Here is a 25671-nt window from a genome sequence, read left to right as displayed (position 1 = left end):
GGCCCCCTTCGGCCAAGATCAAGCACCATACCTGCGCGACCATATCGATAACAGCATACCAACAGCAGCGAAATTCACTATCATGAAGGAAGAACCGAAGCTCATGAATGGCAACGGCAGTCCGGTAATCGGCATCAGGCCGATCGACATGCCGATGTTCTGAAGGATCTGGAACGTCCACATGCTGACTATTCCTGCAGCTATAAGTGTGCCGAACAGGTCTCTGGACTGGCTTGCGATGTTGAGGGCAGTTAGCAGAAGCATGAGATACAGGAGCAGCAAACCAATCGCGCCGATGAATCCGAGTTCCTCGCCGAGCACGGCGAATATGAAGTCGGTGTGCCGCTCTGGAAGGAAATTAAGGTTGCCCTGGGTTCCTGTACCCAACCCGTTTCCTGCAATTCCGCCAGAGCCCACCGCGATCTTTGATTGAGCAAGATTGTACCCTGCTCCTCGGGGATCCAACTCGGGATTAACGAACACCAACAATCGATTCTTCTGATACTCCTGGAGTAGCCCGGCCTGCAAAACACCCGCTACCGCAACGATTCCCACCAATGCGATGACCAAGAAGAGTCTCGGCTTGAGACCTCCGACCATCAGCATACCTAGAGTTATCGCCACAAATACGAGCCCGGTCCCCAAGTCCGGCTGAAGCATGATCGCAGCCAGCGGGACAAGCAAAAATGCGAACACTTTGACCATGTCCTTCGATTTGTCGATCACGCCAGCATAGCGGCCAATGACTATCGCCATGATCACGATAGTGACCAATTTCGCTGGTTCAGAGGGCTGAAAGAGTCTGAAGCCTGCGACTTGAAGCCACGCTGTAGCTCCGCCGGCCTCGGCTCCAATCCCTGGAATCCTGGGGGAGATGATCAATAATAGATTGAACAGCATCAACGGCCCAAGCCACCCATGCAGGCTGCGATAGTCGAAACGCATAGCCACCACTAGGAAAACAAGCCCCAGAAGAACGCCGACAAGATGTCTTTGAATCATGGCGTCACCAGCAGTCATGCCCGACGTCGCCGAGCGCACCACGATTGCGCCGTAGATAGTCAGGGAAACAACAGCGGCTAGCAGGGGCCAATTGAAGTACCGGGTGATGTGCATCTTCTCACTGCGGACCATGTGTCACCTCGACTGATCGACTGCGGTGACGCGTTCAATTGGTATGTCGAATGCTGCCGAGAAAATCTCTCTAGCAGCTGGGGCGGCTATTGCACCGCCACCGCCGGCCTGCTCTACCACGATCGAAAGCGCATATCGCGGTTGATCCGCGGGGGCAAAGGCAGCGAACCAAGAGAAGTTGTCTTTGTTCGCAACCTGCGCGGTACCGGTCTTCCCCGCAACAGTAATGGGAAAGTTTCGGAAAGCCCCTTTTGCGGTTCCCTCAACGGTCACATCCAGTAGCATCCTAGATAGATTCTCCAGGTGCACGTCGGATGTGCTCGCCTCGAAGGCCACTGCTTGCTCCCCTTGGACAACGGACTCTCCGCGAGAATCGAGGACTTCCCTGAGTATGGTTGGACGCATCACGACCCCGCCATTTGCGATTCCGGCGTACAGCGATGCAATCTGCAAGGGGGTGGCAAGGACATCACCCTGTCCGATAGAGAGATCGACCGCTTCTCCAGGTAGCCACGTCTGGAACTCTGGGAAGTCCCGGTTCATCTCGGCTTTCCATTCAGGGTCAGGAATTCTGCCTGCAACCTCACCAGGAAGATTGATTCCCGTGAGCTGACCAAGTCCCCACTGGCGAGCATACTCTTGGAGGGAGTTGTCATCGCGCTTGTAAAACTCATATCCGATGTTGTAGAAGACCACATTGCAGCTGTCGATCATGCCTCCCGCAAGAGTGCGCACGCCATGCCCCGAGCGATCCCAACAGAATTTGGGCCACCGCTCACCCATTCCAATCCATCTTCCTTGGCAAACGTACCGTCGACTGTAATCGGTTACCTCATTAGCCAGGCCGGCCATTGCGGTGATGACCTTGAACGTCGAAGCTGGTGGGTACAACCCTGACAAGGCTCGGTTCGTGAGGGGATATCCACTACCCTCAGCGGTCAACATGCGCCAATTCTCCTTAGATATGCCACCAATGAACAGGGTTGGGTCGTAGGAAGGCAGGCTTGCCATTGCCACAACCTCGCCCGTCTCCACGTCGAGAACCACCGCAGAAGCGGCTGAAGCCGCGGTGTAGCCGTCCGACCTGGCCACTTCCATCGCGCGCACTAGCGCATCCTCGGCGGCTCTTTGGACATCCAAATCAAGCGATAGGACAACATCACGGCCCGGTACAGGCGGAACTTCCTTGAGTACAGTGCTGATCCGGCCAGAGGCATCGACTTCTACTCGTCTGTATCCCTTGTCGCCACGGAGCACCGACTCAAATTGGAATTCGGCGCCGCTCTTTCCAACCAGATCTCCGAAAACGTACTCGCCCTCAGGAGCAGCAGCGAGTCGCTCTTCTGAGATCTCACCGGTATACCCCAGCACATGTGCAGCAAGTACACCACCCGGATAGGCCCGGACTGGAATCACCTGTACGTCAACCCCGGGGTAACTGGCTTGGTTCTCAGACAGGTAAGCCACAGTCTCCCGACTTACGTCGACTGCAAGGACACGGGGTGTCAATGGAGCTTCCCTAACAGATTCAACCCGATCCTTGAGCTCCTGGACGGGGATACCGAGCACTCTTGAGAGGGACGCCAAAAGCTCGTCGTCGGACCGAATCGAACGATTTCCGACAACCGCCAACGACGGGCGGTTCGTCACGAGCGGCCTACCGTCACGATCGAGTATGCGGCCTCTAGGTGCAGCGATAGGTATCTCTCTGATGCGATTGCTCTCAGCGCGTGCCGCGTACTCCTCGCCCGACAGAACCTGCAAGCTCCAGAGTCTAAGCGAGAGTACCACCACAATTGCGACTATTAACGCCGAGAACAGCGTCAGTCGTCCGCTGGTATCCTTGAATCTATATGCCATCAAGTCGATCTCTCTAGAATCGGTCGTAGTCGAATGCCTCGCACAATGACGACATCGCAATCAAGCCCAGGTGTCGCCCCCGGCTCATCTTCCGATCCTGCGAAATGTCTGCACTGTGCGATCCTGCCGCAAGAAGTGGGCCAATATCGGAAATATGCCGACAGCGATAGCCCCGTTATACGCCGCTGTCGGCAGAACGACATCCGTCAAAGTTGGCAGGAAAGCAATCCCCTCGCCGAGCAGGAGCAAGGTGACTGCATAGAGCAACTCGGCGACGAGACTGGAGACCGCAACTATTACTACAGGCAGCTTCCACCCTTCAGCAAAAGTATTATGCCGCAAAGCACCAGCCATGGCACCGGCAACACAGAATGACAGCGCGGACACCCCAATCGGACCGCTGCCGATAAAGTCAAATATCAATCCGCACGTGAATCCGATGATGGCGCCTTGTCGCGACCCTCGAAGCAAAGCGATAGCCGCCATGAGGACAAAAACGATATTCGGAACGATCCCGAAGATACCCAGCTGTGGAGCGATGGCGATCTGGAGGAGGAAAGCGACTACGAGCACGCCGACTGTTCCGGCGTTTTGACTCATTGGGCAGCCCCCTCTTGAATCGGAACGCCCCGGCTCATCAAGACGACGACATTCTCAACGGCGCGAACGTCTACCAAAGGCTCGACTGTAATCGACTGGAACAGGTCTCCGCGCCTCACTTCGAACTCACCTACAGATCCAATCAGCAGACCTTTCGGGTACATCCCGCCTATACCAGAAGTGAGTACGGGCTCACCGGCAGTGACCGTGGTGTCTAGACTCACAAAGTCCATTGTGAGTCGTCCATCGGTAGACCCTGCGACAATACCCTCTTGCCGCGTGGACTGGAGGATCGCTGCAACACCACTTTTCTGGTCAGTGATGAGGCGGACCCGGGAGCTTCTGTCATTGACCTCGAATACATGCCCGAGAAGACCTTCGGGCGCCAGAACAGGCATCCCTGCTTCCAGGCCATCTTCACTACCCCGATCGATAGTCAGCACAGCTTCCCAAGTACTGACCTGCCTTCCGATGATTCGGGCCCCAATCGTATCCAGGTCCTCTTTTGCAACAAATTCCAAAAGTCGTGTAAGACGTTGATTCTCCCTCCGCTCCTCCTCGAGTAAGGCGACCTGGGCGCGCAATGCGGTGTTCTGTGCCTCCAGGGCCGCAAGGTCCGCCGGCCTTGAGGTTAGGCCAGAGAACCATCGAGAAGCAGACCGGACGGGCGAGAACATCCAGCTACCGGCAGCCGCAATAGGAGTAACTACAACTTGGACGCCTTGCCGAATCGATCCGAATGCGCTTTCTTCTCCGCCGCGATGATCGATAGAGGTGATGAGCATGGAAGCGATGATAAGGCCACCGATAAGAACCTTGTCGGTGATTCTAGGCTTGGTGCTGGAAATCTTCACGGACCGACTTGGCTTCCTAACGTGTGGTGGTCAAGACCTTCTTGAGGGCGTCTATCTCCTCAAGTGCCATGGCCGATCCATCAACAACATTGGTGAGTGCGTTTTCAGATACATGAACTGGCATACCTGTTTCGCTGCGAAGGCGCTCATCGAGGCCTTTTAGTAACGAGCCTCCGCCGGTCAGGACGATACCGTATTCCATGAGATCACTGGCAAGCTCAGGAGGAGTTCGCTCTAAAGTGCCTTTGACAGCATCTATGATCGCAACAACCGGTTCTTCCAGCGCCTCTCTGATCTCCTCTGACTCCATGGTGACATTCTTTGGGAGACCTGTGAGAAGATCACGACCGCGAATCTCGACATCGATCTCCTCAAGCATCGGCCAGGCGCTTCCGATCTCAAACTTGATCTCTTCTGCTGTTCTCTCCCCTATAAGCACGTTGTAAGTGCGCTTGACGTGGTTGATTATGGCCTCATCAAATTCATCGCCCGCTATGCGAATCGACCGGGCAACAACTATTCCCCCCAGTGAGATGACGGCGACCTCAGTTGTGCCGCCGCCAATATCGACAACCATATTGCCGGTCGGCTCCTGAATCGGCAGTCCTGCACCGATGGCCGCAGCCATCGGCTCTTCGATAAGAAAGGCTTGTCTTGCGCCCGCTTGCATGGTTGCCTCAAAAACCGCTCGTTTCTCAACTTCGGTGACACCAGATGGAACACACACAACCACGCGGGGCTTGGGTTGCCATGGGAATCTCTTCACCCTGGTCTGGTTGATGAAATACCGCAACATCGCTTCAGTGACATCGAAGTCTGCAATGACGCCATCTTTGAGTGGGCGGATAGCTACGATACTGCCGGGGGTGCGACCCAGCATTCGCTTGGCCTCCATTCCGACTGCCAGCACCCTTTTAGTATCCTTTTCTACAGCGACAACAGAGGGTTCCGTGAGAACGATTCCTTTGCCTCTGACCGATACCAAAGTGTTCGCTGTACCGAGGTCGACGGCCATATCGCAGCCGATGGAGTTGAAGAGTATATCGATAAGCGACACAGTCGCTTTCACTTCCTTTCGTTGCCCAGCAATAAAATGCGCTCCCCCGTCCGAAAAACGTCGTCGGAGAAGAGAGTCGCATCAGCAATAACGCCTCATGGGGATGCGTCGCGAACCTAGTTTAGCACAGCGTCGACCAACTTCATCAACGATAGGACAACATCTAGCAGCCAGAATCCGCTGTGGCTATATGAGGCCAGACTCCTTGAGGCTTGCGAACTCGCCCCCATCACCGATGCATCAAATTCATCGCCCGCTATGCGAATCGACCGGGCAACAACTATTCCCCCCAGTGAGATGACGGCGACCTCAGTTGTGCCGCCGCCAATATCGACAACCATATTGCCGGTCGGCTCCTGAATCGGCAGTCCTGCACCGATGGCCGCAGCCATCGGCTCTTCGATAAGAAAGGCTTGTCTTGCGCCCGCTTGCATGGTTGCCTCAAAAACCGCTCGTTTCTCAACTTCGGTGACACCAGATGGAACACACACAACCACGCGGGGCTTGGGTTGCCATGGGAATCTCTTCACCCTGGTCTGGTTGATGAAATACCGCAACATCGCTTCAGTGACATCGAAGTCTGCAATGACGCCATCTTTGAGTGGGCGGATAGCTACGATACTGCCGGGGGTGCGACCCAGCATTCGCTTGGCCTCCATTCCGACTGCCAGCACCCTTTTAGTATCCTTTTCTACAGCGACAACAGAGGGTTCCGTGAGAACGATTCCTTTGCCTCTGACCGATACCAAAGTGTTCGCTGTACCGAGGTCGACGGCCATATCGCAGCCGATGGAGTTGAAGAGTATATCGATAAGCGACACAGTCGCTTTCACTTCCTTTCGTTGCCCAGCAATAAAATGCGCTCCCCCGTCCGAAAAACGTCGTCGGAGAAGAGAGTCGCATCAGCAATAACGCCTCATGGGGATGCGTCGCGAACCTAGTTTAGCACAGCGTCGACCAACTTCATCAACGATAGGACAACATCTAGCAGCCAGAATCCGCTGTGGCTATATGAGGCCAGACTCCTTGAGGCTTGCGAACTCGCCCCCATCACCGATGATGACATGGTCAAGAAGCTCGATACCTAGCAAATCGCCTGCCTTCGTCAATCGATGTGTCAGTTGAATGTCTGCGCCTGAGGGAGTTGGGTCTCCGCTTGGATGGTTGTGTACGACTACGATTGATGCAGCCGAAGCCCGCACAGCGAACTTGAACAACTCTCTTGGATGGACGATGGATGCGTTCAAACTACCGACGGAAACCTCCTGCATCTTGAGCAAATGGTTCTTTGTTCCCAGCGCCAAGGTGCAGAATCGTTCACGATCGCTACCCCGAAGAAGCGGCCAGCAGTAGTCGAAGACGTCCCGTGGGGTCGAGATCACTGGCTTGTTTCCCTGTCTCCAGGCCCCTGTCCGGCGACTCATTTCCAAGCAAGCCAAGAATCTTGCTGCCTTCGCAGGTCCGATTCCCGGCAAGCAAGTCAGGTCTTCTGCACATATCTGCCAGAGTAAATCCGGTGTAGGGTATGCGCTAATCAATGTGTCGACAACATTGGGATCAGTGCTCCCTAGCATCACTGAAATCAGTCCAGCGTCGCTGACCGCCCCTGGATACCCCTCTACCAGATGAGACTCAGCCGATCCTTCTCCCCAAATCAAACGTAGCGTCACTCCACATCCTCCTACCTTGCGATAAATCTACCGACATTGCCTGTGAGGGGATGTGCCTTAGGAGAGAGCGAGCAATCAGAGCAGTGATGAAACCTGTAGCTAACGATGCTCCCAGCAAGTAGGGCATAAACATGAAGGCAACGGGATTGCCGATCAGAAGTCCGACAGCACCCAGTTGGCCCAGTACATGAGCGGCAGATCCAGCAACGGAGCAGCCCACTATCGAGAATCGATCATTCAGTGACCACATGACGGCCATCGAAAGATATGCCGCAAGACCGCCTACTGCAGCAAGGTAAAGTCCGGGGCCAAAAACGGATCCAGTGGCCATGGCGACCAACAGAATTTTCCCGACAGTCACAATTCCCGCACCGGTCCGCCCGATCAACGGAAAAGCCAACAATATCGCCACATTTGCGATACCGAGTCGAAATCCTGGTACTCCTGCGGATGGCAACACGGTTGATTCAACCAACCCAAGACAGAGGGCAAACGCTACGAGCGCACCGGCCATTACGAGGGTGTGGGGTCGACTACCGAGAGACAGCATCAAAACCACCCTGCGAATCTACGAGAAATGCGGCGACACCATTGGGGGCGCATACGATTGGATTGGCGGCAGACAGCACGCCCACTTCGAGGCAAAGTTGGTCACCACAGCTTGAGGACACTACCCTGATGCCCTCATCGGTGGCCTCCAATACAACTGCGCCTATGCTTCCCTGGATATCGACACGTCGACCGGGGTCCCATGGAAGCTCAAGGGAATCATTGCCGTAAGGCGATGTCAGTGCGACGACGTCGCCGGACATCTGACCCGCCATAACATGAGTCATCGGAATTGAGACAACAGTGAGAGTAGCTAGCAAAATGATTAACATCATATCGGCTCGCGTCATGATCGAATCGAGCTCCCGGGACCATCCGCATAGCTTTCCGAAGCTACCGGTCCCAATCCATCGAACATGAGCCAATCGGTCGGCGAGTTCCTGTTCGCATGATCGATGCACCTCCGAGGACACACTTGTACGCAATCCTCGCAGCCGTTGCACAGCCGATAGTCAATAGCGGCCAACCCCTGACGAACTTCGATTGCATTCGTTGTGCAGACCTTCGCACACTTGCCACACCCAATGCAGCACTTGCTGCATTGGTCCTTTCTCTCCCGCACATTGTCCGTAGCACAGCATCTGATTACTACAGCGTTTTCGGCGTCCATCATCTTCAGTAAACCACTATGCGAGCGGGGGCACTCAGCAATGCAGACTCCACAACCGGTGCACTTTTGGGGGTCTACGACCGGAAGTCCTCGATGATCGAGTACGATTGCATCGAAGGGGCAGGCCTTTACACAATCTCCACGCCCAAGACATCCCGAGACACAATGCAGGTCTCCGCCAGCCACACGAACAACCGCGTTACAAGAAGACAGTCCAGCGTAAGAAAAACGGCGCTTCGCGTTTGTGCCTCCCCCACACGAGCGTGCACTGACTTGCACTGCGACCTCACATTTCTCGACACCAAGCGCGCTTGCTAGGGCGTCAGCAACCCCTTGACCCCCAGCAGTGCACAAGGTGATGGGCGCCTTTGAATCGACAACCTGTTCGGCGGCGAGAAAACAGGATGGATTTCCACATGCGCCGCAGTTGGCCCCCGGCAATACCGAAAGCACCTTCTCAATCCGCGGATCCGCTTCTACCGAAAACCGCTTCGATGCAATCACAAGCATTCCTGATGCCAGTAGGCCTACAAAACTGAGTGCGCCTGCCGCTTTCAGTATGAGCGAGTAGTCCACGGGTGCCCCAATCACAAGCCGAAAAGTCCTGCCAAGCCCACATACCCGAAGGATAGGAGGCCGGCGGTAATGAACGATATTGGTGCCCCCTTCATGAAAAGCGGGACTGGCGCAACATCTAGCCGCTCACGTAGGGCGGCGAAGGAAATGAGAGCGAACCCGAAACCCAATGCTACCCCAAACGTATAAACCACTGTTTCGGGAAAGGTGAAAGTGTAGTCAATATTCATCTTGAAGAATCCGGGCCTCACCGATTCTGTGGCTGTCGCAAGCACAGCACAGTTAGTGGTTATGAGGGGAAGGTAGATTCCCAGGGCCCTGTGTAGGGCAGGAATCGTTTTCTTCAAATAGAGCTCAACGAATTGAACCAGCGAGGCAATCACCAAGATGAACACTGGGATATACAGAAAGTTGCCAACACCCAGCGGAACCAGAAGCCAGTTCCAAAAGATCCATGTAGCGATCGAGGCGAGCATCATCACGAAGATCACCGCACTGGCCATTCCAACCGAAGCCTTCATCGAACCAGACACACCAAAAAACGGACAGAGACCGACAAAGCGTGTAAGAAGGATGTTATTGACCAGTGCGCCGCCCACAATGAGTAACGCGAAATGAGTGAACATCTCAGTCATCTCGCTCCACCGCCTTCGGACATCGTGCACGACGGTACAGGGTGAGTGGTCCGCGAGTTTAGCTTACGATTGATGGCTGATATACCGGCTATGATGAACCCAAAAACGATGAACGCTCCCGGAAACAACATCACCACACCTGGAGCACGATACCACTCGGGAAGCTCGATCAACGTCGCCTCCATGAAAACGATTTGTCCGCTCCCCACCAGCTCACGTATCCCAGCAAGCAGGAGAATGGCCGCTGCGAACCCCAGCCCCATCCCTAGACCATCTGCCAGCGCGAGCTTTGGAGGATTATGGTACGCAAAGGCCTCTGCTCGTCCAAGAATGAGACAGTTGACTACTATCAAGGGAATCCAAACACCGAGAAACCGATAGATATCCGGAAGGTACGCCTGAAGGGTCAGATCGACTATCGTTACGAACGAGGCGATTACCACTATGAAGACTGGGATTCGGACCAATTCAGGAATGGCGCTTCGCATCAATGAAATCAGGACACTTGAAGTAGTAAGTACGAACATAACGCTGAGTGCCAAGAAGAAGGTGCCGTCAAGTTTGGTGGATACTGCGAGTGTCGGACATAGCCCGATCATCAACACGACCAAGGGGTTATCCAAACTGAGGCCGCGCCTGAAAACCGCAACCCATTCGCTCATCTTCCTTCACCCCCTTCATCTTCAACTCCCTGCAAAACGCCATCGTAGACATTGATCGCAGCGACGATGCCGTCTCGGACTGCATCCGCCGACTTGGTCGCCCCCGTAATCGTGTCGTAAGCATCGAGATCTGCCGACAATTCTGCTGGACTCCAACCAATGAACTGCTCTCCGAACCACTGCTCCGTGATGATCTTGGTCCCCAATCCCGGTGTTTCTCTATGTTGAACGATATTGACGCCAGCGACTTTCCCATCTCTATCCAGTCCTACCACCATATGTACGGGGCCACCATACCCTCTCGGTGACAAGCGAATGGCGAACCCGACGAACGCGTCATCGGCGCCATACGCCCTCCAAGCCCCAGTTACCGGAGTCTTGTCTGCGTGTTCTTCGGCTTTAGCCAAGATGTCGTCCTCGAGTCTCTCGAATCTCTCACCAGAAGCGAGTACAGCTGAGAGGGCCCTCTGTTCCGCGATTCGCTCCTGGGCTGCGATCCTGTCCCTAGTCGCCTCATAAGTGAAAGCGAGAGCAGTGGCGGAAAGCAGGCAGGTGATGAAAACGGTTGCTACCATTCTTATGGGCGTCGAAGGTGCCCTACCCATTCCTTTTCCTCCATCCGAAGACGCGCGGGGCAGTCAATCTGTCAATGAGTGGGACCAAGCCGTTCATGAAGAGTATCGCCCATGTGGTCGCTTCGGGCCCGGGACCATAGAGTCGGGCTACTATATTGATCAGGCCACAGCCGCATCCGAAGAGTAATCGTCCGAGTTTGGTCATCGGCGATGTGACATAGTCTGTGGCCATAAAGAAGGCTCCAAGGAGAAGTCCTCCGGCCAACACATGGAATATCGGATCGACTCCGAGCACCCAGGACAAGAGCGCCGCCGTTCCTATGTAGCCCGTTGGAATGCGCCAGTCGATAATCCTCATGGCAATAAGGACAAAGCCACCTAAAATCAATAGGGCTGCCGATATCTCCCCAAGCGAGCCCTCAAGGTTGCGAAAGAGAAGCGGTGCGTAGTGTTGACTCGATTCGAAGCCATAGGCCCCTGATGCGGCTTTGTCGGCGGCCGCAATTGCGAGTCTGGTCGCGCCGGTGATGGCGTCATGACCTTCAGGGGCAGGGACGTCGATACCCCTATACCAACCCCCGGGCACAGTCTGTTCAGACAAGACGCCGGTCCACGATATCGCGACGAACGCCTTGCCCACCAGCGCAGGATTGAACAGATTCCACCCCAAGCCCCCGAACAGCATCTTTCCAAGACAGATTGCGACGATACCGCCCGCGACGGCAATCCAGAGGGGGGTACGTGGGGGCATCGTCAGAGCCAGAAGCAAGCCTGTGAGTAGGGCGCTCCCGTCCGTGATAGTCTGCGGTTTTCGGGCAATCCAGTTCCATAACGCCTCACTGCCAACCGAAGAGGCTATACACGCAACCAGTACACCAACTGCCAACATCCCCATGTTCATGACAACCCATATGGTGACCGGCAAAAGCGTTGCAATGACTATGAACATGATCTTAGGACACGAAACCGCTTGCGCGACATGTGGAGACGAAGCGACGTGCCAGGTCCGAATACCTGGATCGGCACTCATGCTTCCACTCCCTTGGCTAGCAAGACCTGCTTGGCTCGCCGAATCAGCTGAATCAGAGGCCTTCGAGTAGGACAAACCGTCTCGCAGCAGCCGCACTCGATGCAGCTCAACGGCACGAATCGTTGGATCCCGTCCCAGTCTGCCCGGTTGGCATGGATGCCGATGGCGTAGGGCTGCAGACGCATCGGACAAGCATCGACACACCTAGAGCACCTGATGCATGGTTGATCCGAATGAATCGCGGGTGGAAGATCGGCCTGCGTCAGCGCGACTAGACCGGATGTTCCTTTGACCACCGGAAGATCAAGGTCGGCCACCGCAGTCCCAGTCATAGGGCCGCCAGCGATGATGCGGCAGACCCCCGCGCTCAAGCCGCCCGCTTCGGAAAGTAGATGGCTTATGGGGGTGCCGACGAGGGCTAGGAAGTTGGACGGGTTGGCGACTTGACCGGAAATGGTTACAACGCGCTCGATTAACGGTTTCCCAAGTTGTACCGCATCAGCAATCGCAGCGGCTGTACCAACGTTATGGACCAAAACGCCCACCGACGCAGGTAGCCTGCCATGAGGAACCTCTTCGCGGGTGATCGAGTAGATCAATTGCTTCTCCGCACCCTGAGGGTACCTCGCGGGGAAGACAATTATCTCGACGTCGGGCTGATTATGTTGCGCTAGTGCCTCACGAGCCTCGGGCTTGTCGTCCTCTAAGGCGATGACGACCCTCTGCGCACCCATCGCCTTGCCCAGTATCCGCGCCCCCGCCAAAATGCGAGCTGGCGATTCACGCATCAGCCGATCATCGCAAGTGAGGTAGGGCTCGCACTCGCACCCGTTGACGATGACTGTGTGGATGGGCTTTCCATGTGAGCGGTGCAATTTGACGCTCGATGGAAACGCGCCGCCACCCATACCGACTATCCCTGCCATGCGAACCGTCTCCGAGACATCGTCTGAAGGGTCGATCCTGACGAAGGATGTCCAGTCCTGCTCAGCACGTGGGGCGATCTCACATACCGCCCCTCGTGCACCTGACACCAGACGCATGTCATACACACCTGTGACCTCGCCGTCCACAGGCGAGTGCACAGGTGCAGAGATCGAACCCTGGGCTTCGCCGATGACCTGCCCGCGTAGGACGGTATCTCCCGAGGAAACCACTGGGATCGCCTGGGCACCAACGTGCTGACTTAGGGGCACGTGGAGTCTTGGGGGCAAAGCGGGTCGCCTGATACCCGACTCCCGCGACCCAGTCTTTTTACTGGATGGGTGTATCCCGCCGAAGAAGCCTCTGTTTCGCATTATGACCCTACCCGATCATCAGGACAGCCCATACCGATAATCACTAAGGTTCTATCAGGTCAGGGGTAATTCCTGCACGCATCAGAGAACGGTTTGGCAACCCCTCCGACATCGTAGCCCCAATCAGCGACAGCTTCCGGCGAAAAATATATCGATCTCCCTCGCAGCGGCCTCAGGTGAGTCCGATCCGTGAACCACGTTTGCGTCGACTTCGAGTCCGAAATCACCGCGAATTGTTCCAGGGGCTGCATCCCGAGGATTGGTTGCGCCCATGAGTTTACGACATACCATTACCGCATCAGGTCCCGACAACACCATCTTCACAACTGGGCCGGACATGATGTACTCGATCAAGCCGGGATAGAATGACTTGCCCTTATGCTCCTCGTAGTTCGCTTCGGCCTGAGCCAGTTCGAGGCGGCCTAGCTCAAGTCTCTCGATTACGAGCCCTGTATTCTCAAAGCGCTGGATGATTGGGGCGATAAGACCCCTCGCTACAGCGTCCGGCTTTATCATGATGTATGTCCTCTGGTTCAACACTACTCCTCTCGTCAGTGAGTCCACTATGTCCGAAACCTGCCTGCGGCCTACTGCCGATCAGCAGGGGTACTCCACCTGTTTGCGATACCGCTGACCCTCCAGCCGACACCCTCTCTGAGCATCGTGATCTCGTACCTCAGGGGCTCCCCACTCCGAGGAGTGACCGTGATCTTGACGTACGACCGAGCGGCTGAGCGTTCAAGCTCCTGGATCGTATGCCCCTGAATAGGAGGCAGCTTCGCCATCTCTTCAGCTACATCAGCCGATGGTACCGCAACCCAATAGCCTTCAACAGGGAGTCCCTCGGCGTGAGCCTCCAACATCCCACCCACCGTCATTATCTGAGTCGGAAAGCCATATCCAGCAAAGTAGAGAGCTGCAGCAAGTCCGGCGACAACAACGATGATGCTGACAATCGTGACCACTCTTCGCCAAGGTCCGTTCTCACCTGCCTTCTCATTTCGCTTGCGCTTCGACTCCGCTCTGTCCATCAACTTCATCTCTTCGTCTGTTCGAGCGAAAAAGGCCGAAACGTCGCCTTCGGCGGTCTCGGCGCCATCCTCCTCATCGCCGACGATCGGTAGTGAATCGAGGGGTGCAGAACCAGCTTGGGAGGGTAGGTCAGCCGCATCGAGGGGCCCCGTGACTTGAGCGGAGGCAGCCACGGGATCGAGCTCACCAGTTCGCCAGCCCTCAACTATCTCTCGCTTGGGGATCGCATCTTCTTCGAGGACGGCTCTACTGTTCTCCATGGCAGCGAGCGCAGCAGGCCCCAGCTTGAACGAGTGTAGCTCAACGGCCTTTTCGAACGACTTGAGGGCGTCTTTGTGCTCACCAAGCGCTGAGAAGGCCATTCCTAGATTTGCTAACGCTTTGCCGCGGCTTGAGTAAGTGTCGAAGCCTAGTGCCGCCTTATATGCTTCTGCAGCATCAGCGGGTCGACCGAGCGCCATGAAGCACAAGCCGAGGTTGTTGAGCGCCTTACCTGGATCAGGATTATCGGCATCCAAGGCAGCCTGGCGATAAGAGACTGCCGCCTCCTCAACCTTGCCCATTTGCAACAATGCGGCAGCCATTCCTTGGAGGGCCCGATACTGCTGCGTGTAGCCAACGTCCGCCAGTGCCTCGCGGAAACATGTCACAGCCTGCTGGTAGTCTCCTTGGGCAGAGTGCGCCGTGGCCAGATTAGCGTGGACAGCCCCGGTCTTCATGTAGGTCTCGTCACGCAGCGCATGGCCATAGACTGTAATGGCGTCGGTGTAGCGGCGAAGTTTAAGGAGCGAGTTGCCTGCCATGTGATAGGCGAGGCCATTTCCTTCAATCCCTCTGCCTGCTGCGGCCAAGAATCCCTTGGCTGCCGCACGGTAGTCCTTCTCGTTATAGTGCTTCAGCGCTTCGTTGTAGCGGACTTCATCCACAGATGCTCCCAGTTCACTTGGTGGCATTCTCGATGACTACGGAGCGCATGACATCGCCCTTTGTGATAGCACGAACGACTTCCATACCCTCGATAACCTGCCCAAAGACCGTATACTGCCCGTCGAGGAACGATTGGGGGCCCAAGCAGATGAAGAACTGGGACCCAGCGGAATCAACATCCTGTGACCTGGCCATCGACAAAGTGCCGTCAAGGTGGGGCAGCTCATTGAACTCCGCCGCCACTCTGTAGCCGGGTCCACCTGTGCCGACTCTGGGATCGTCGGTCCTGGAGAGCGGATCCCCTCCCTGAATCACGAATCCGGGTTCCACCCTGTGAAACTTCGTGCCGTCATAAAAACCACTCTGGGCGAGCTCTATGAAGGACGCGACGTGGTTTGGAGCATGCTCGGAGTGCAGGTCTATTCTGATGACGCCCTTGTCCGTGGTGATCACGGCTATCTCTGTGCCGTTTGGAATGTACGTTGGAGTGAACAACGGTGTCTCCTCTACTTGGGTCGGGACTTCCTCTGCCGGAGTCTGGGCTTGCTGGTTGGCTGATGTGTCGGTTGAATCGGTCGGACCACTTGCGCAACCTTGAAGCAATAGAACCATCGCTACAAGCACCATCGTCAATGCGATCGGTAGAATCCGCCTTGCATTCATCTTCATGTCTGCTCCGATTTCGTCTTACGACTCAACACCACACCACTGGCCACGCCTAGGCGGGGACTTGAGCCATTCTAACAGTGTGAACCTGTTCAGATAAGGAGTATGCTGACGTTGTCTGCATTTTGTTCGGTTTTCGGTCGACCGCAAGCTCGCCGAAGGCGTGCTTGCCGCCACTACGCTCTGAGGAGGAGATGCAGTTGAAAGCGGTAGACACCGACATGATCCGAAATGTTGTCTTGCTTGGCCATGGGGGGGCAGGAAAGACTTCTCTTGCAGAAGCCATGCTTCATCTCGCAGGAACCACGAAGCGACTGGGTAGCGTCTCGGACGGCAACTCATGTCTCGATTTCGAAGCCGAAGAGATCAAACGTAAGATTTCCATCAACCTTTCGCTTGCCCAACTGGTGCACAAAGGCATCAAGATCAATGTGATAGACACGCCGGGATACGCGGACTTCATCGGAGATGCGATTGCCGGCATAGAAGCCGCCGAAATGGCATTGTTCGTAGTTGATGCGGTCGCCGGGCCACAAGTCCAGACCGAACGTCTCTGGCAGATAGCCGAAGATATGGGAATCGCCAAAGCGGTCTTCATCAACCGCCTGGACAAGGAGAACGCAGACTTCGATTCAGCAATGGACGCTATCAGGACCAAGTTCGGCCACCGTGTCGGTCCTGTTCAGATACCCATTGGTCATGCAGCTGAATTCTATGGGGTCATCGATATCATAAGGATGAAGTCCTACCATCACTCCGCCGAAGCCGAGGAAGTCACCGACATCCCCGCCGAATATATCGAGGCCGCTGAGGCAGCCCGCGACACACTGTGCGAGCTCGTAGCCGAAGCCGATGACGAACTCATGGAGAAGTACCTCGAGGGGGATCGTCTCTCGCAACAGGAGCTGGAGAGCCTACTGGACAAGGCGATCGCAAAGGGCATATTCATCCCTGTCTTCATCGGTTCTGCAATCACCCTCCAAGGCATAGAGGACTTGATGGATGAGATCGTCACGTTCTTCCCCAAGCCCACCGCACACGGACCACTACACACTTCCGATGGTGCGCAGATCCCTATCTGCGCGGACGGTGAAGTCACCGCTCATGTGTTCAAGTCACTCTCCGACCCTTACGTGGGGCGCCTCTCTTTGCTCAAAATCGTCTCGGGCAAGCTGGTCCCTGGAATGGAGTTGCTGAACTCGAGAACCGGCAAGAAGGAGCGCGTCGCCCACGTATTCAGGATGACCGGCAAGGAAACCGTGGATGTTGATGCGGCGTTCGCAGGCGATGTCGCGGTTCTAGCCAAGCTCTCTGACACCAGGACCAACGACACTCTGTCTCTATCCGGCACGATCGCCTTCAACCCGCTGCCTCTCCCCGACCCACTGTATCCAGTGGCACTTGTCGCCAAAACCAAAGCCGACGAAGACAAACTCGGCACCGCTTTGAGAGCGGTCGCGGATGAAGATCCGTCGCTCACACTTGTCAGGGACGAGGAGACCCATCAGACAGTGATGTATTCTCTTGGCGCAACCGCGATCGATGTACTGCTTTGTCGACTCCATGACAGATACCATGTTGACGCGGAGGTAGCCGACCTCAGATTGCCCTACAGAGAGACGATCCTCAAGACCTCCCAGGCCCAAGGCCGCCACAAGAAGCAGACCGGCGGCTCCGGACAGTTCGCTGACTGCTGGCTCAGGCTCGAGCCCAACCCCGGCGGGGGCTACGAATTCATCGACGAAATCGTCGGCGGGCGAATTCCTCGGCAGTTCATACCAGCCGTAGATAAGGGCGTCCAATCGACGATGGCCGAAGGGGTGCTCGCTGGATACCCCGTGGTCGATGTCAAAGTGGCAGTCTTCGACGGCAGCTATCACAGCGTCGACTCGAACGAGATGGCGTTTCGCACAGCCGCTCGCATCGGATTCCGGGCCGCCGCCGCGAAGGCCGACATGGTGTTGCTCGAGCCCATCGCGACAATGACCATAACCGTACCCGACGAGTATTCAGGGGCGGTGATGGGCGACATCTCTTCTATCCGAGGAAGAATCTTGGGAATGGACTCCCCAAGGCCCGGCTACCAAGCGATCAAGGCGCAGGCTCCATACGCCGAGGTCGTCCACTACTCGCAGACACTGAGGTCGATCACCAGCGGTACGGGTCAGTATTCGATCACCGTCGACACGTATGAGCAGGTCCCACACGAGATCGCATCCAAGATCATTGAGAAGTACAACAAGGAGCGAGCGGAAGGTCACTGACGACCTAGCTGGGCCTGCACAAGGCCGGTCGCGAAAGGAAATGAGAAATCGATGGTGCCCTCTGCAGGACTCGAACCTGCGGCCTTCTGCTCCGGAGGCAGACGCTCTATCCGCTGAGCTAAGAGGGCTCATTGATGCGAAACGCTCACGCAGAGTATCATACTCATCGAGTGCGTTCTAGTTGCGGTGTGTCCGTCAGTTCGTCGGTGCAGTCACAGGAGTCATCTGCTTGAATCCGGGCCGGATGTTGCTCATACTCAATCCAGCTGCCAATCATGGCAGGGGTCTCAAACTGCTGCCTGTAATCGAGCGCCTGCTTCACGATCAGGATTTTTCGGTTCAACTCACCACCGGAGTCGGACACGCGAAGACTCTCGCTGCACAAGCCGCCGGTCACGACATCGTCGTCGCAGTAGGCGGTGACGGTACCGTCCATGAGGTCGTCAATGGACTCATGCAAATCGATGCGCCGACACGGCCGGCGCTGGGAATCCTTCCGATCGGTTCAGGTAACGACACATGTCGTACCCTAGGCATCCCCAAGGGGCTCACTTCGGCAATCATGGTGCTACGCTCCGGAGTCCGCAGGCGATACGATCTAGGTCGCTGTAACGACATGTACTTCAACAACAGCTTCGCGATAGGGCTGGATGCCGAGGTGACCGCAAAAGCCGTCGAGTTCAAGGCCACTACTCCCCTATCTGGCCTCCCCTTGTACCTATTATCGCTGGTCTACATCCTCTTCAAGCAACTCAAAAGTTATCGGTTCACATTGACTGTGGATTCCCGGGAGTCAAGTGAAGTCGAGATCCTCCTGATGGCCGTGACCAACGGTCCTACTTACGGCGGCGGTTTTGCAATCACGCCCGACTCCATACCCGATGACGGCCTCTTCGACACCTGCACCATCGCCCCTCTGTCGCTTCTTCAGACCCTGATCAGACTACCATTCGTGGTTGTGGGCAAGCACACCAAGATGGCTCCCGTGACGATGAGTCGGCATCAGTCCATTGTCATAGATAGCCCGACGCCTTTGCCGGCTCAGATCGATGGCGAAGTGTTCTTGCGGCGCAGCTACACAATCACCATGCTGCCTTCAGCGATTGAATACATCGTTCCCCTGGCAGGCGTAGAGTGACCGACTACGTGGCTTGGCTACCTTTCATTCTATTGCTGACACTCGTGGCCTCCTACATGATCGGCAGTATCCCGTTCGCATATATCATCGTCCGTCGAGTCACAGGGCAAGACGTCTCAGAGCGGGGATCGGGTAACGTCGGAGCGATGAACGTACGTCGCTCAACCGGATCATGGGGGTGGTTCTCTGCCGCTATGATCTCAGACGCGCTCAAGGGATTCGCTCCTGTGGCTCTCGCCAAACTGGTGGCCATCAGTCTTGCCGGAAGCACAGGCTCTTTCTTCGCCCCATGGACGCAGCACATGGAGGCGATTAATCCGGGTGTCTCGGAAGGTGTTGTCTGGGCCTTGATTGGGCTGGTGGCGTTGCCGATGCTTGCTGTTGCGGGATCGGTGCTAGGCCACAACTACTCGCTTTGGTTCGCGCTCATCAAGCGGCGTTTCGGGCGTACCGGCAAGGGGCTTGCGACCGGCGGCGGCGCGTTACTCGCCTATGACTGGCGTTACTTCGCCTTGGTGTTGGTTGTGGGCTTACTGACTATCGCTGTGACGCGCTACATGATGGCAGGCCAAGTTGCTGCTGCAGTGACTCTGCCCGCCTCGGCTCTCCTCCTAGGTTCGGCGGACTGGGTCTTTGCGGCTAGCATGGGGGCCGTAGTCTACGCTGCACATCATCGCCGGTTCATCGGACTGCTCAGCGGAAATGAACCTAGGCTCTACGTGAACGATGACTCCGGCCCCCGAGGCTAACCCTAAAATATCAACTACATGGAGATTGCGCCTGCTGGGCAAGCGTCGACGCAGATTCCACATTCTGTACAGTCATCCTCGCGGGCCAGAACTGCAACCGCGTCCATGTCATAGCAGCCCATCGGGCAATCATCGACACAGATACCACAGGAGGTACATAGGCTCGCATCAACCACGGGTAGCGCCATCTACATCAGCTCCATTCAATAGTCCGGACCAAGATCGGAAGTATCATAACACGGCTCTATCGAACATTCGCGAGTACTCGCGGGGATCAAAGAAGCAGTACGGATAGCGCCGGTCACTGAGGATTGCTGCCTTCGTCGCTCTTGCGCGAAGACCAGCCAGCTGATCTTCGACTGCGGTTACCTCATCTTGCAATGACGCCCGGAGTAGCTCATTTATGTGACGGATACGTTCCCCGAGCAAAGCCTTGTCGGCACCTGGCTTCGCTATCTCACTAACCATGCGGAGTTTCTGGCTGACCAGCTCCAATGCGGCGGTCCCGGGTACGTGATCGGGGTCGAGGAGCATGGCGGACAGCGCTCTCTCGGGACGGCGCGTTAGCGTCTTCAGACGGTCTTCGGCAGCGGAGATCTTCTGTTCCAGTTCTGGCTCGCCACAGACGAAAGGCGAGGGTGCGGGGACGCTGGTCACAGCAAAGTGCGGTGAATCCACTCCGTAGAATCGCCGAATGATCGCATTAGTCACTGAGTCGTAGCGAGCACCGCCGGTGCCGTGGATGAACATGTCGGCAAGGAGGAGACGAGTGTACATGGTGATGATGAGGGCTTTGGGCACAAGTTTCACGTGCTCCAGTTGGAGTTTGAGCACATCGGTAGCGATGGGCATCACGTGGGCGCCGCCCTCCTCCTGTGTGAAAAGCTCGATCGCTCCCCCGCTCCGGCGGACGAACGTGCGTTGGCGCACCCCGCCCACCAGAAGCCAAAACGGCAGCTCTACCCCATTCTCATCTCGCCGAAGATCGGGTACTGGCTGTGCGGCGGAGCGAACCTTGTGAGTGCCGCGAAATACCGCGAGCTCTTGGTTGTACACCGCGGCGAACTCGTCCGCTCGGGTGAGTATGTCAGCCGCGAAGCTCCTGAAGGAAAGCGTCTCCGAGAGCGCGGTCACCGGTAGCTGAAGATAGTTCAGTCCGGCCGACGTCTCAAAGTGGCGTCTCGTGAATGACATCAACTCCGCAAGGTTTTCGGCAAGTGGTAAAGCGATCATAAGCGCCGATAGGAAGGCCTCGAAGTTCAACCGGGCTTCCGAGTGCGGCAGCTCTCCCAGAGCCGAAAGAACCTCAGCGCCGAAGGATTCGACCTGTACATGGGCGGGAGTTGGAACCGCAGCGAAGTACCCATTTGGATTACCAGGTGACAGGACGACGGATTCGATACTCGGCCGCCCGCCTAACGATGGGACGTCGACAGCGATGGGTCCGGCTCGGTCCGAATCGATGACCAAGTCGATGCCAGTGCCGCCGGTGCGCTTCGCAAAGTGCGATAGGGCGAAGTACTTCGACCAGACCCCAGTGCTGCACAGGATCGGCTGGTGACCAGTGACGACCAAGGGGCCCTCGGGATTTTCGTGGTGCGCTGCGACGGATGGTAGCCCGGCGCGCGCGGTGAAGGCTCGCGCAAGGTCCAACGCTTCTCGGCGAGCGAGGGCGCGTAGGCGATCCAAGGGCTGACCCGCAACCACACATTCGCCGTCTGCGAGGAGTCGGCTGTTCTCGGCGGCGATTGTGGGCCACTCGGTCACCGGTGGCTCGACAATGAGCGATGAATGGCCTGGGCGGACACTTTGACGCTCACTCATGGAGGCCCCTCCCTATATCAGGGCACCCAGATCGGATACACCGAGGGTCTCTAGCGCGAATATCGGCTCACCAGCCACGGCTCCGATGGTGCCACCCCACATCCGAGTTGAAGCCTCAATCGCATCGATGAGGTGCCTGTTCGCTGGATTGGATTCGAACTGGGATCGGTAGCAGCGTACAGCGCGCATCTTCACATCAAGGTGTTCGGTGATGTCGTGAACGAAGGACGGCGGCCTGATGATCTTCAGATGGACTGCCATGTGCCGATACACCCGTGCCGGATAGTGCGGCTCTCCGCGCATGTCAGTCTTGGTTAGCTTCGACCAGAAACGAGCTGCAAGAGCAATCTGCGAAGCAGCGATGTGATCCGGATGCGCGTCCTCGGGATATGGGATGAAGAGAGCATCGGGCCGTGTGTCCCTCAGAACTTCGGCGAGCTCACGGCGCGCCTCGGGGGTATCCGCCAACTCTCGGTTGGGAAGACTCAGTGTCACTCGCTCTGCCCCTAGGACTGCCGCAGCCTCAGCCGCTTCTCGTGCTCGAATCTCTCGCGTGCCGAAGGGGGTGGGCTCGCCGTCGGTCAGATCGACAATCGTCACGCTTGTCCCCGCTTGGACCAGTCTGGCGATCGTTCCGCCCAATCCGATCTCAACGTCATCGGGATGCGCTCCGATGCAAACCACTCTTCTCACTGGATGCCCTCCTCTGAAAGCGTCGCATTCCACACACGCATGTAATAGTCGTATCGGACCTCTGGATTATCAAGGACGGCGCCGAAGCTACGGGTGCGATCACAGTATATCCGCGCAACAGGCATCTCTCGTACGCTGAGATGTCTAGCATATGCTCGGGCCCAGAGTTCGAGCGGGAAACCGTACCCAGACTCCTGCCACTCGACACCCGCTATCGAGGCCATCCTGTAGGCCTTGAATCCGCAAAATGCATCCGAGAGGCTCCAGCCCGTCCGATCGTTTATGACTGCTGTGACCTTCGCATTGATCTCTTGCCTGCTTGTGGGGGCCTCTCCAGTTGCCACGCTCTCGGGTAGATACCTGCTACCAGAGATGATGTCGGCACCCTGGGACAGCTCAGCTAAGAACTCTGGAATTCGTGCGGGCTCGTGTTGCCCGTCGCAATCCATGGTAACCACTGAGTCGAGACCCTTCTCGGCCGCCCAGGCAAAAGCAGTAGCCAGAGCCTTGCCGTATCCCAGGTTATTTGAGTGACGGATGACATCGACCCATTCGAAGCACGAAAGAATCTGGGAAGTGCTATCCGTGGAGCCGTCGTCTATGACGAGAACCGGTCCCCCGAAGTGACCGCGAACCGAATCGAGCACAAACGCTAACGTTGCTGCCTCGTTGTGTACCGGGATCAGGACCGCCGAGTAAGATGCGATACCCGAGGAATCCTCACCCATCGGTGTCTATGGGACTCTCCGCCGCATCCAACACCGTGAAGCGAGTCTCCAGCGAGACTTGCGGGCCTAACATCCCAGAAACCGAACAGTACTTCTCCATCGAGAGCTCAATCGCACGCCGTACGGCTTCCTCGGAGACATCGATTCCGGTGACGCGGAACTCCAACTCGACCCACTCGTATATCCGAGGAAAATCGTCCTCACGCTGACGGGCGTTGACATGGACTTCGAGCCCAGAAACCTGTTGGCGCTTTTTCTCGAGGATCGATATGACATCCATCCCACTGCAGCCGGCGAGTCCCGCCAATAGGACCTGCAGAGGTCGCATTCCCGCACCTTCGCCGCCAAATTCTTGAGTGGCATCCATCACCACCGTATGTCCAGGAGAATCCCAGGCGACGAACTGCCTCTTATCGGTCCACCTTACCTTCACGAAGTCCATATATCTCTGCTTTCTAGCCGAAGGGATCCTAGTTCAGTTATACCCTGACAGTCGGTTCTGCCTACAACTTGCGACCGACCATCGCTGCGAGTTCACGCGGGTTCTGAGCTTTACCCACTGCCTCCTCGAAGGTGATTTTCCCGCTTTGAAGCAAAGACTTGAGGTTCTGATCCAAAGTCTGCATGCCCATTGCTCCGCCACCCTGGATGATGGTGGCCATCTGGTGGGTCTTGCCCTCACGGATCAGATTTCGGATCGCAGGGATTCCTAGCATGATCTCCATCGCCATGACCCTGCTGCGACCATCGGTGTGCCTCAACAGAACCTGAGACAGGACGCCTTCAAGAGTATTGGACAGCTGCATACGAACCTGTTGCTGCTGGTGTGGCGGGAAGACGTCGATAATGCGGTCGATCGTCTCAGGACCACCGGTTGTGTGAAGCGTGGCAAGGACCAGGTGTCCGGTCTCAGCAGCGGTTATCGCTGCGGCGATTGTCTCGAGGTCTCGCATCTCACCAACAAGGATCACATCAGGGTCCTGTCGGAGGACTCGCTTCAGTGCTGCGGTAAAGGAGTGGCTGTCCGATCCGATTTCGCGCTGATTGACGTATGCTCTCTTGTTGCGGTGCATGAACTCGATTGGGTCCTCCATGGTGATGATGTGTAGAGGCCTGGTTGCGTTGATATGATCAATCATGGCCGCAAGCGTGGTCGATTTTCCGGAGCCCGTTGGACCGGTGACGAGCACCAATCCCCGGGGCCGCTCGGCAAGGAACTTGGCTACCTTAGGAAGCGCAAGGTCCTCAAGTGAAGGTATGGATAGCGGAATCACCCTGAAGACAGCACCGATAGAGTTTCTTTGCTGGAACACATTGGTTCTGAATCGAGAAACACCAGGGATACTGTAAGCAAAGTCCAGTTCGAGCTCCATGTCGAACTTCTTGCGTTGCTCCTCTGATAACAGGCTCAATATCATTGCCTGGACGTCTTTTGGCGTAAGCGGCCTACTGTTCTCCACAGGCACGATCTCGCCCCGCATGCGGATACCAGGGGGGCTTCCAACGGTGACATGCAGGTCGGATCCGTTTCTTTCCAGCATCAGGCGTAGTAAGTCGTCAACGTGAGGAATGTCTGTTGCAGGCTGGGATGCGGTCGTAGTGGGCGATGGAGCGGGAGCCGGCGCGGGGCTCCTTTCGGGAGCCGGCTGTATCGGCGAGACCGCTGGAGGGACAGCGGAAGGCTGTGCCGAAGGAGCCGGTGACGGACTTGGACTCAGCGAGGCCGGTTCACGCACCTGAGTAGCCGGGGCAGAGTGTGGGGCAGCAGCGGGGGTGTCAGCAGGGAGTGGTGTGCCAGTCACGACTGACGGAGATGTGCTGTTAGACATGGCTGCCGCCGGGGTCCCCGCAAGGGCAATAATTCGAGCGACGATCATGTCTACAGAACCCTGCGAACTCATATGCGCCGATGCTCCGGCCTGTCTGGCCATCAGGGCCGAGGCTTCGCTGCTCTGCTTACTGACAACGATGACTGGCGCTTCGGCGTAGGCGCTTCCCTTGATCTGTTTGGTAAGGGCGAATCCATCCATTCCCTCAAGTTCGGCGTCGATCAGCACGCACTTGGGTCTCTGTGCCTCAACTATGCCCAAGGCTCTGGGCCCTGACAGAACGGAGACAACCTCAAGGGCTGCCCCAGAGGTTGCCAATCCGGCTTTGATATCCTCAATCAGCTTTATGTCCTCGTGGACTATCAGAATCTTATCGGCCACTGATCCCGCTCCCCTTTCGCCGAGGTGTTACTCGTCTTGTTTGCTGTACTCTGACTCTATCGGTATCGGGTCATCAGATGGTTAACTGTATCAGTTTCAACAAGATTATCATTCCCGGCTCATTGAGATGGCCTGGAAGTGACACTCTGGCCACCGAAGTAGGCGCATTGTGAGCCTGATGGACACAGTCAAGGAGATCGTTGGATGCACCAATTCACGGATGTTGGCCAGAAACGCCCTCGATGTAGGCATTTCGGGCAGTGTGGAGTC

The 25671-nt window shown here is 56.4% G+C and carries 24 protein-coding genes, 1 tRNA gene and 2 pseudogenes; 3 read left to right on the top strand and 24 right to left on the bottom strand.

Features of this window, described 5'->3' with window-relative positions; all coding sequences use genetic code 11:
* Positions 1-18: 18 nt before the first annotated feature.
* The 16 genes and pseudogenes from rodA to M1617_08305 form a co-directional block, all read right to left on the bottom strand.
* Positions 19-1134 (bottom strand): rod shape-determining protein RodA, encoded by a 1116-nt coding sequence (gene rodA, locus M1617_08380; GenBank protein MCL5888281.1) that lies wholly within the window; start codon positions 1132-1134, stop codon positions 19-21.
* A 3-nt stretch (positions 1135-1137) separates the two neighbouring features.
* Complete coding sequence (mrdA, locus tag M1617_08375) at positions 1138-2994, bottom strand: penicillin-binding protein 2 (protein MCL5888280.1); 1857 nt, start codon at positions 2992-2994, stop codon at positions 1138-1140.
* An 84-nt stretch (positions 2995-3078) separates the two neighbouring features.
* Positions 3079-3594 (bottom strand): rod shape-determining protein MreD, encoded by a 516-nt coding sequence (gene mreD, locus M1617_08370; GenBank protein MCL5888279.1) that lies wholly within the window; start codon positions 3592-3594, stop codon positions 3079-3081.
* Positions 3591-4448 (bottom strand): rod shape-determining protein MreC, encoded by an 858-nt coding sequence (mreC, locus tag M1617_08365; protein ID MCL5888278.1) that lies wholly within the window; start codon positions 4446-4448, stop codon positions 3591-3593. The genes mreD and mreC overlap by 4 nt, the downstream gene beginning before the upstream one ends.
* Before the next feature lie 16 nt (positions 4449-4464).
* The gene (locus M1617_08360; GenBank protein MCL5888277.1) at positions 4465-5463 is read right to left on the bottom strand and encodes a rod shape-determining protein; all 999 of its coding nucleotides are present in this window, start codon (positions 5461-5463) and stop codon (positions 4465-4467) included.
* 269 nt (positions 5464-5732) lie between these two features.
* A pseudogene (mreB, locus tag M1617_08355) lies at positions 5733-6284 on the bottom strand (rod shape-determining protein MreB).
* 228 nt (positions 6285-6512) lie between these two features.
* Positions 6513-7079: a DNA repair protein RadC gene (gene radC / locus M1617_08350; GenBank protein MCL5888276.1), complete on the bottom strand. Its 567-nt coding sequence runs from the start codon at positions 7077-7079 to the stop codon at positions 6513-6515.
* A 629-nt stretch (positions 7080-7708) separates the two neighbouring features.
* Entirely contained in the window at positions 7709-7987 is a 279-nt protein-coding gene (locus tag M1617_08345; protein MCL5888275.1) for a NusG domain II-containing protein, read from the bottom strand.
* 994 nt (positions 7988-8981) lie between these two features.
* Positions 8982-9596: an electron transport complex subunit RsxA gene (locus M1617_08340; GenBank protein ID MCL5888274.1), complete on the bottom strand. Its 615-nt coding sequence runs from the start codon at positions 9594-9596 to the stop codon at positions 8982-8984.
* Between the two features lie 5 nt (positions 9597-9601).
* Positions 9602-10267 carry an electron transport complex subunit RsxE gene (gene rsxE, locus M1617_08335; protein ID MCL5888273.1) on the bottom strand — a complete coding sequence of 222 codons (666 nt, stop codon included), beginning with the start codon at positions 10265-10267 and terminating at the stop codon, positions 9602-9604.
* Positions 10264-10872 carry an FMN-binding protein gene (locus M1617_08330; protein ID MCL5888272.1) on the bottom strand — a complete coding sequence of 203 codons (609 nt, stop codon included), beginning with the start codon at positions 10870-10872 and terminating at the stop codon, positions 10264-10266. Before M1617_08330 ends, rsxE begins: the two co-directional genes overlap by 4 nt.
* Positions 10865-11872, bottom strand: coding sequence for an RnfABCDGE type electron transport complex subunit D (locus M1617_08325; protein MCL5888271.1), 1008 nt, complete (start codon positions 11870-11872; stop codon positions 10865-10867). Before M1617_08325 ends, M1617_08330 begins: the two co-directional genes overlap by 8 nt.
* Entirely contained in the window at positions 11869-13170 is a 1302-nt protein-coding gene (gene rsxC, locus M1617_08320; GenBank protein ID MCL5888270.1) for an electron transport complex subunit RsxC, read from the bottom strand. The genes M1617_08325 and rsxC overlap by 4 nt, the downstream gene beginning before the upstream one ends.
* A gap of 123 nt (positions 13171-13293) precedes the next feature.
* The gene (gene ndk, locus M1617_08315) at positions 13294-13710 is read right to left on the bottom strand and encodes a nucleoside-diphosphate kinase (GenBank protein MCL5888269.1); all 417 of its coding nucleotides are present in this window, start codon (positions 13708-13710) and stop codon (positions 13294-13296) included.
* Positions 13711-13757: 47 nt separating this feature from the next.
* Positions 13758-15128, bottom strand: coding sequence for a tetratricopeptide repeat protein (locus tag M1617_08310; GenBank protein MCL5888268.1), 1371 nt, complete (start codon positions 15126-15128; stop codon positions 13758-13760).
* Positions 15129-15141: 13 nt separating this feature from the next.
* Entirely contained in the window at positions 15142-15624 is a 483-nt protein-coding gene (locus M1617_08305; protein ID MCL5888267.1) for a peptidylprolyl isomerase, read from the bottom strand.
* A gap of 371 nt (positions 15625-15995) precedes the next feature.
* Here M1617_08305 and fusA point away from each other — a divergent pair, with 371 nt between their 5' ends.
* Complete coding sequence (fusA, locus tag M1617_08300; protein MCL5888266.1) at positions 15996-18059, top strand: elongation factor G; 2064 nt, start codon at positions 15996-15998, stop codon at positions 18057-18059.
* Between the two features lie 52 nt (positions 18060-18111).
* Here fusA and M1617_08295 read toward each other — a convergent pair.
* Positions 18112-18187, bottom strand: a tRNA-Arg gene (locus M1617_08295).
* Between the two features lie 53 nt (positions 18188-18240).
* On the opposite strand from M1617_08295, the gene M1617_08290 reads away from it, so the two are divergent.
* Complete coding sequence (locus tag M1617_08290; GenBank protein MCL5888265.1) at positions 18241-19197, top strand: diacylglycerol kinase family lipid kinase; 957 nt, start codon at positions 18241-18243, stop codon at positions 19195-19197.
* Entirely contained in the window at positions 19194-19946 is a 753-nt protein-coding gene (locus M1617_08285) for a glycerol-3-phosphate acyltransferase (protein MCL5888264.1), read from the top strand. Before M1617_08290 ends, M1617_08285 begins: the two co-directional genes overlap by 4 nt.
* Positions 19947-19960: 14 nt before the next feature.
* Here M1617_08285 and M1617_08280 read toward each other — a convergent pair whose 3' ends face one another.
* The 7 genes and pseudogenes from M1617_08280 to M1617_08250 all read right to left on the bottom strand — a co-directional run bounded on the left by M1617_08280 (position 19961) and on the right by M1617_08250 (position 25401).
* On the bottom strand, positions 19961-20134 hold the full coding sequence (locus M1617_08280) for a 4Fe-4S binding protein (GenBank protein ID MCL5888263.1): 174 nt from the start codon (positions 20132-20134) through the stop codon (positions 19961-19963).
* 43 nt (positions 20135-20177) lie between these two features.
* Positions 20178-21770: a hypothetical protein gene (locus tag M1617_08275; GenBank protein ID MCL5888262.1), complete on the bottom strand. Its 1593-nt coding sequence runs from the start codon at positions 21768-21770 to the stop codon at positions 20178-20180.
* Positions 21771-21782: 12 nt separating this feature from the next.
* Entirely contained in the window at positions 21783-22463 is a 681-nt protein-coding gene (gene bshB1, locus M1617_08270; GenBank protein ID MCL5888261.1) for a bacillithiol biosynthesis deacetylase BshB1, read from the bottom strand.
* Positions 22460-23191, bottom strand: coding sequence for a glycosyltransferase family 2 protein (locus M1617_08265; GenBank protein ID MCL5888260.1), 732 nt, complete (start codon positions 23189-23191; stop codon positions 22460-22462). Before M1617_08265 ends, bshB1 begins: the two co-directional genes overlap by 4 nt.
* The gene (locus tag M1617_08260; protein ID MCL5888259.1) at positions 23184-23633 is read right to left on the bottom strand and encodes an OsmC family protein; all 450 of its coding nucleotides are present in this window, start codon (positions 23631-23633) and stop codon (positions 23184-23186) included. The genes M1617_08265 and M1617_08260 overlap by 8 nt, the downstream gene beginning before the upstream one ends.
* A gap of 61 nt (positions 23634-23694) precedes the next feature.
* Positions 23695-24732, bottom strand: a complete 1038-nt coding sequence (locus tag M1617_08255; protein ID MCL5888258.1) for a type IV pilus twitching motility protein PilT — start codon at positions 24730-24732, stop codon at positions 23695-23697.
* A 381-nt stretch (positions 24733-25113) separates the two neighbouring features.
* Positions 25114-25401 (bottom strand): annotated as a pseudogene (locus M1617_08250) (response regulator).
* Positions 25402-25671 lie beyond the last annotated feature (270 nt).

The organism is Actinomycetota bacterium (assembly GCA_023488435.1).
Classification (GTDB): Bacteria; Actinomycetota; Coriobacteriia; order Anaerosomatales; family UBA912; genus UBA912.
The sequence above is the reverse complement of the archived record's forward strand: the minus strand, read 5'-3'. Positions and strand labels throughout refer to the sequence as shown.

What these genes read in the sequence shown, in the direction of transcription:
- rodA (MCL5888281.1), bottom strand. Translation starts at nt 1,134, where the DNA reads ATGGTCCGCAGTGAGAAGATGCACATCACCCGGTACTTCAATTGGCCC.
- mrdA (MCL5888280.1), bottom strand. Translation starts at nt 2,994, where the DNA reads ATGGCATATAGATTCAAGGATACCAGCGGACGACTGACGCTGTTCTCG.
- mreD (MCL5888279.1), bottom strand. Translation starts at nt 3,594, where the DNA reads ATGAGTCAAAACGCCGGAACAGTCGGCGTGCTCGTAGTCGCTTTCCTC.
- M1617_08360 (MCL5888277.1), bottom strand. Translation starts at nt 5,463, where the DNA reads ATGGCCGTCGACCTCGGTACAGCGAACACTTTGGTATCGGTCAGAGGC.
- radC (MCL5888276.1), bottom strand. Translation starts at nt 7,079, where the DNA reads ATGCTAGGGAGCACTGATCCCAATGTTGTCGACACATTGATTAGCGCA.
- M1617_08345 (MCL5888275.1), bottom strand. Translation starts at nt 7,987, where the DNA reads ATGTCCGGCGACGTCGTCGCACTGACATCGCCTTACGGCAATGATTCC.
- M1617_08340 (MCL5888274.1), bottom strand. Translation starts at nt 9,596, where the DNA reads ATGTTCACTCATTTCGCGTTACTCATTGTGGGCGGCGCACTGGTCAAT.
- rsxE (MCL5888273.1), bottom strand. Translation starts at nt 10,267, where the DNA reads ATGAGCGAATGGGTTGCGGTTTTCAGGCGCGGCCTCAGTTTGGATAAC.
- M1617_08330 (MCL5888272.1), bottom strand. Translation starts at nt 10,872, where the DNA reads ATGGGTAGGGCACCTTCGACGCCCATAAGAATGGTAGCAACCGTTTTC.
- M1617_08325 (MCL5888271.1), bottom strand. Translation starts at nt 11,872, where the DNA reads ATGAGTGCCGATCCAGGTATTCGGACCTGGCACGTCGCTTCGTCTCCA.
- rsxC (MCL5888270.1), bottom strand. Translation starts at nt 13,170, where the DNA reads ATGCGAAACAGAGGCTTCTTCGGCGGGATACACCCATCCAGTAAAAAG.
- M1617_08280 (MCL5888263.1), bottom strand. Translation starts at nt 20,134, where the DNA reads ATGGCGCTACCCGTGGTTGATGCGAGCCTATGTACCTCCTGTGGTATC.
- M1617_08275 (MCL5888262.1), bottom strand. Translation starts at nt 21,770, where the DNA reads ATGAGTGAGCGTCAAAGTGTCCGCCCAGGCCATTCATCGCTCATTGTC.
- M1617_08265 (MCL5888260.1), bottom strand. Translation starts at nt 23,191, where the DNA reads ATGGGTGAGGATTCCTCGGGTATCGCATCTTACTCGGCGGTCCTGATC.
- M1617_08260 (MCL5888259.1), bottom strand. Translation starts at nt 23,633, where the DNA reads ATGGACTTCGTGAAGGTAAGGTGGACCGATAAGAGGCAGTTCGTCGCC.
- M1617_08255 (MCL5888258.1), bottom strand. Translation starts at nt 24,732, where the DNA reads ATGCTGGAAAGAAACGGATCCGACCTGCATGTCACCGTTGGAAGCCCC.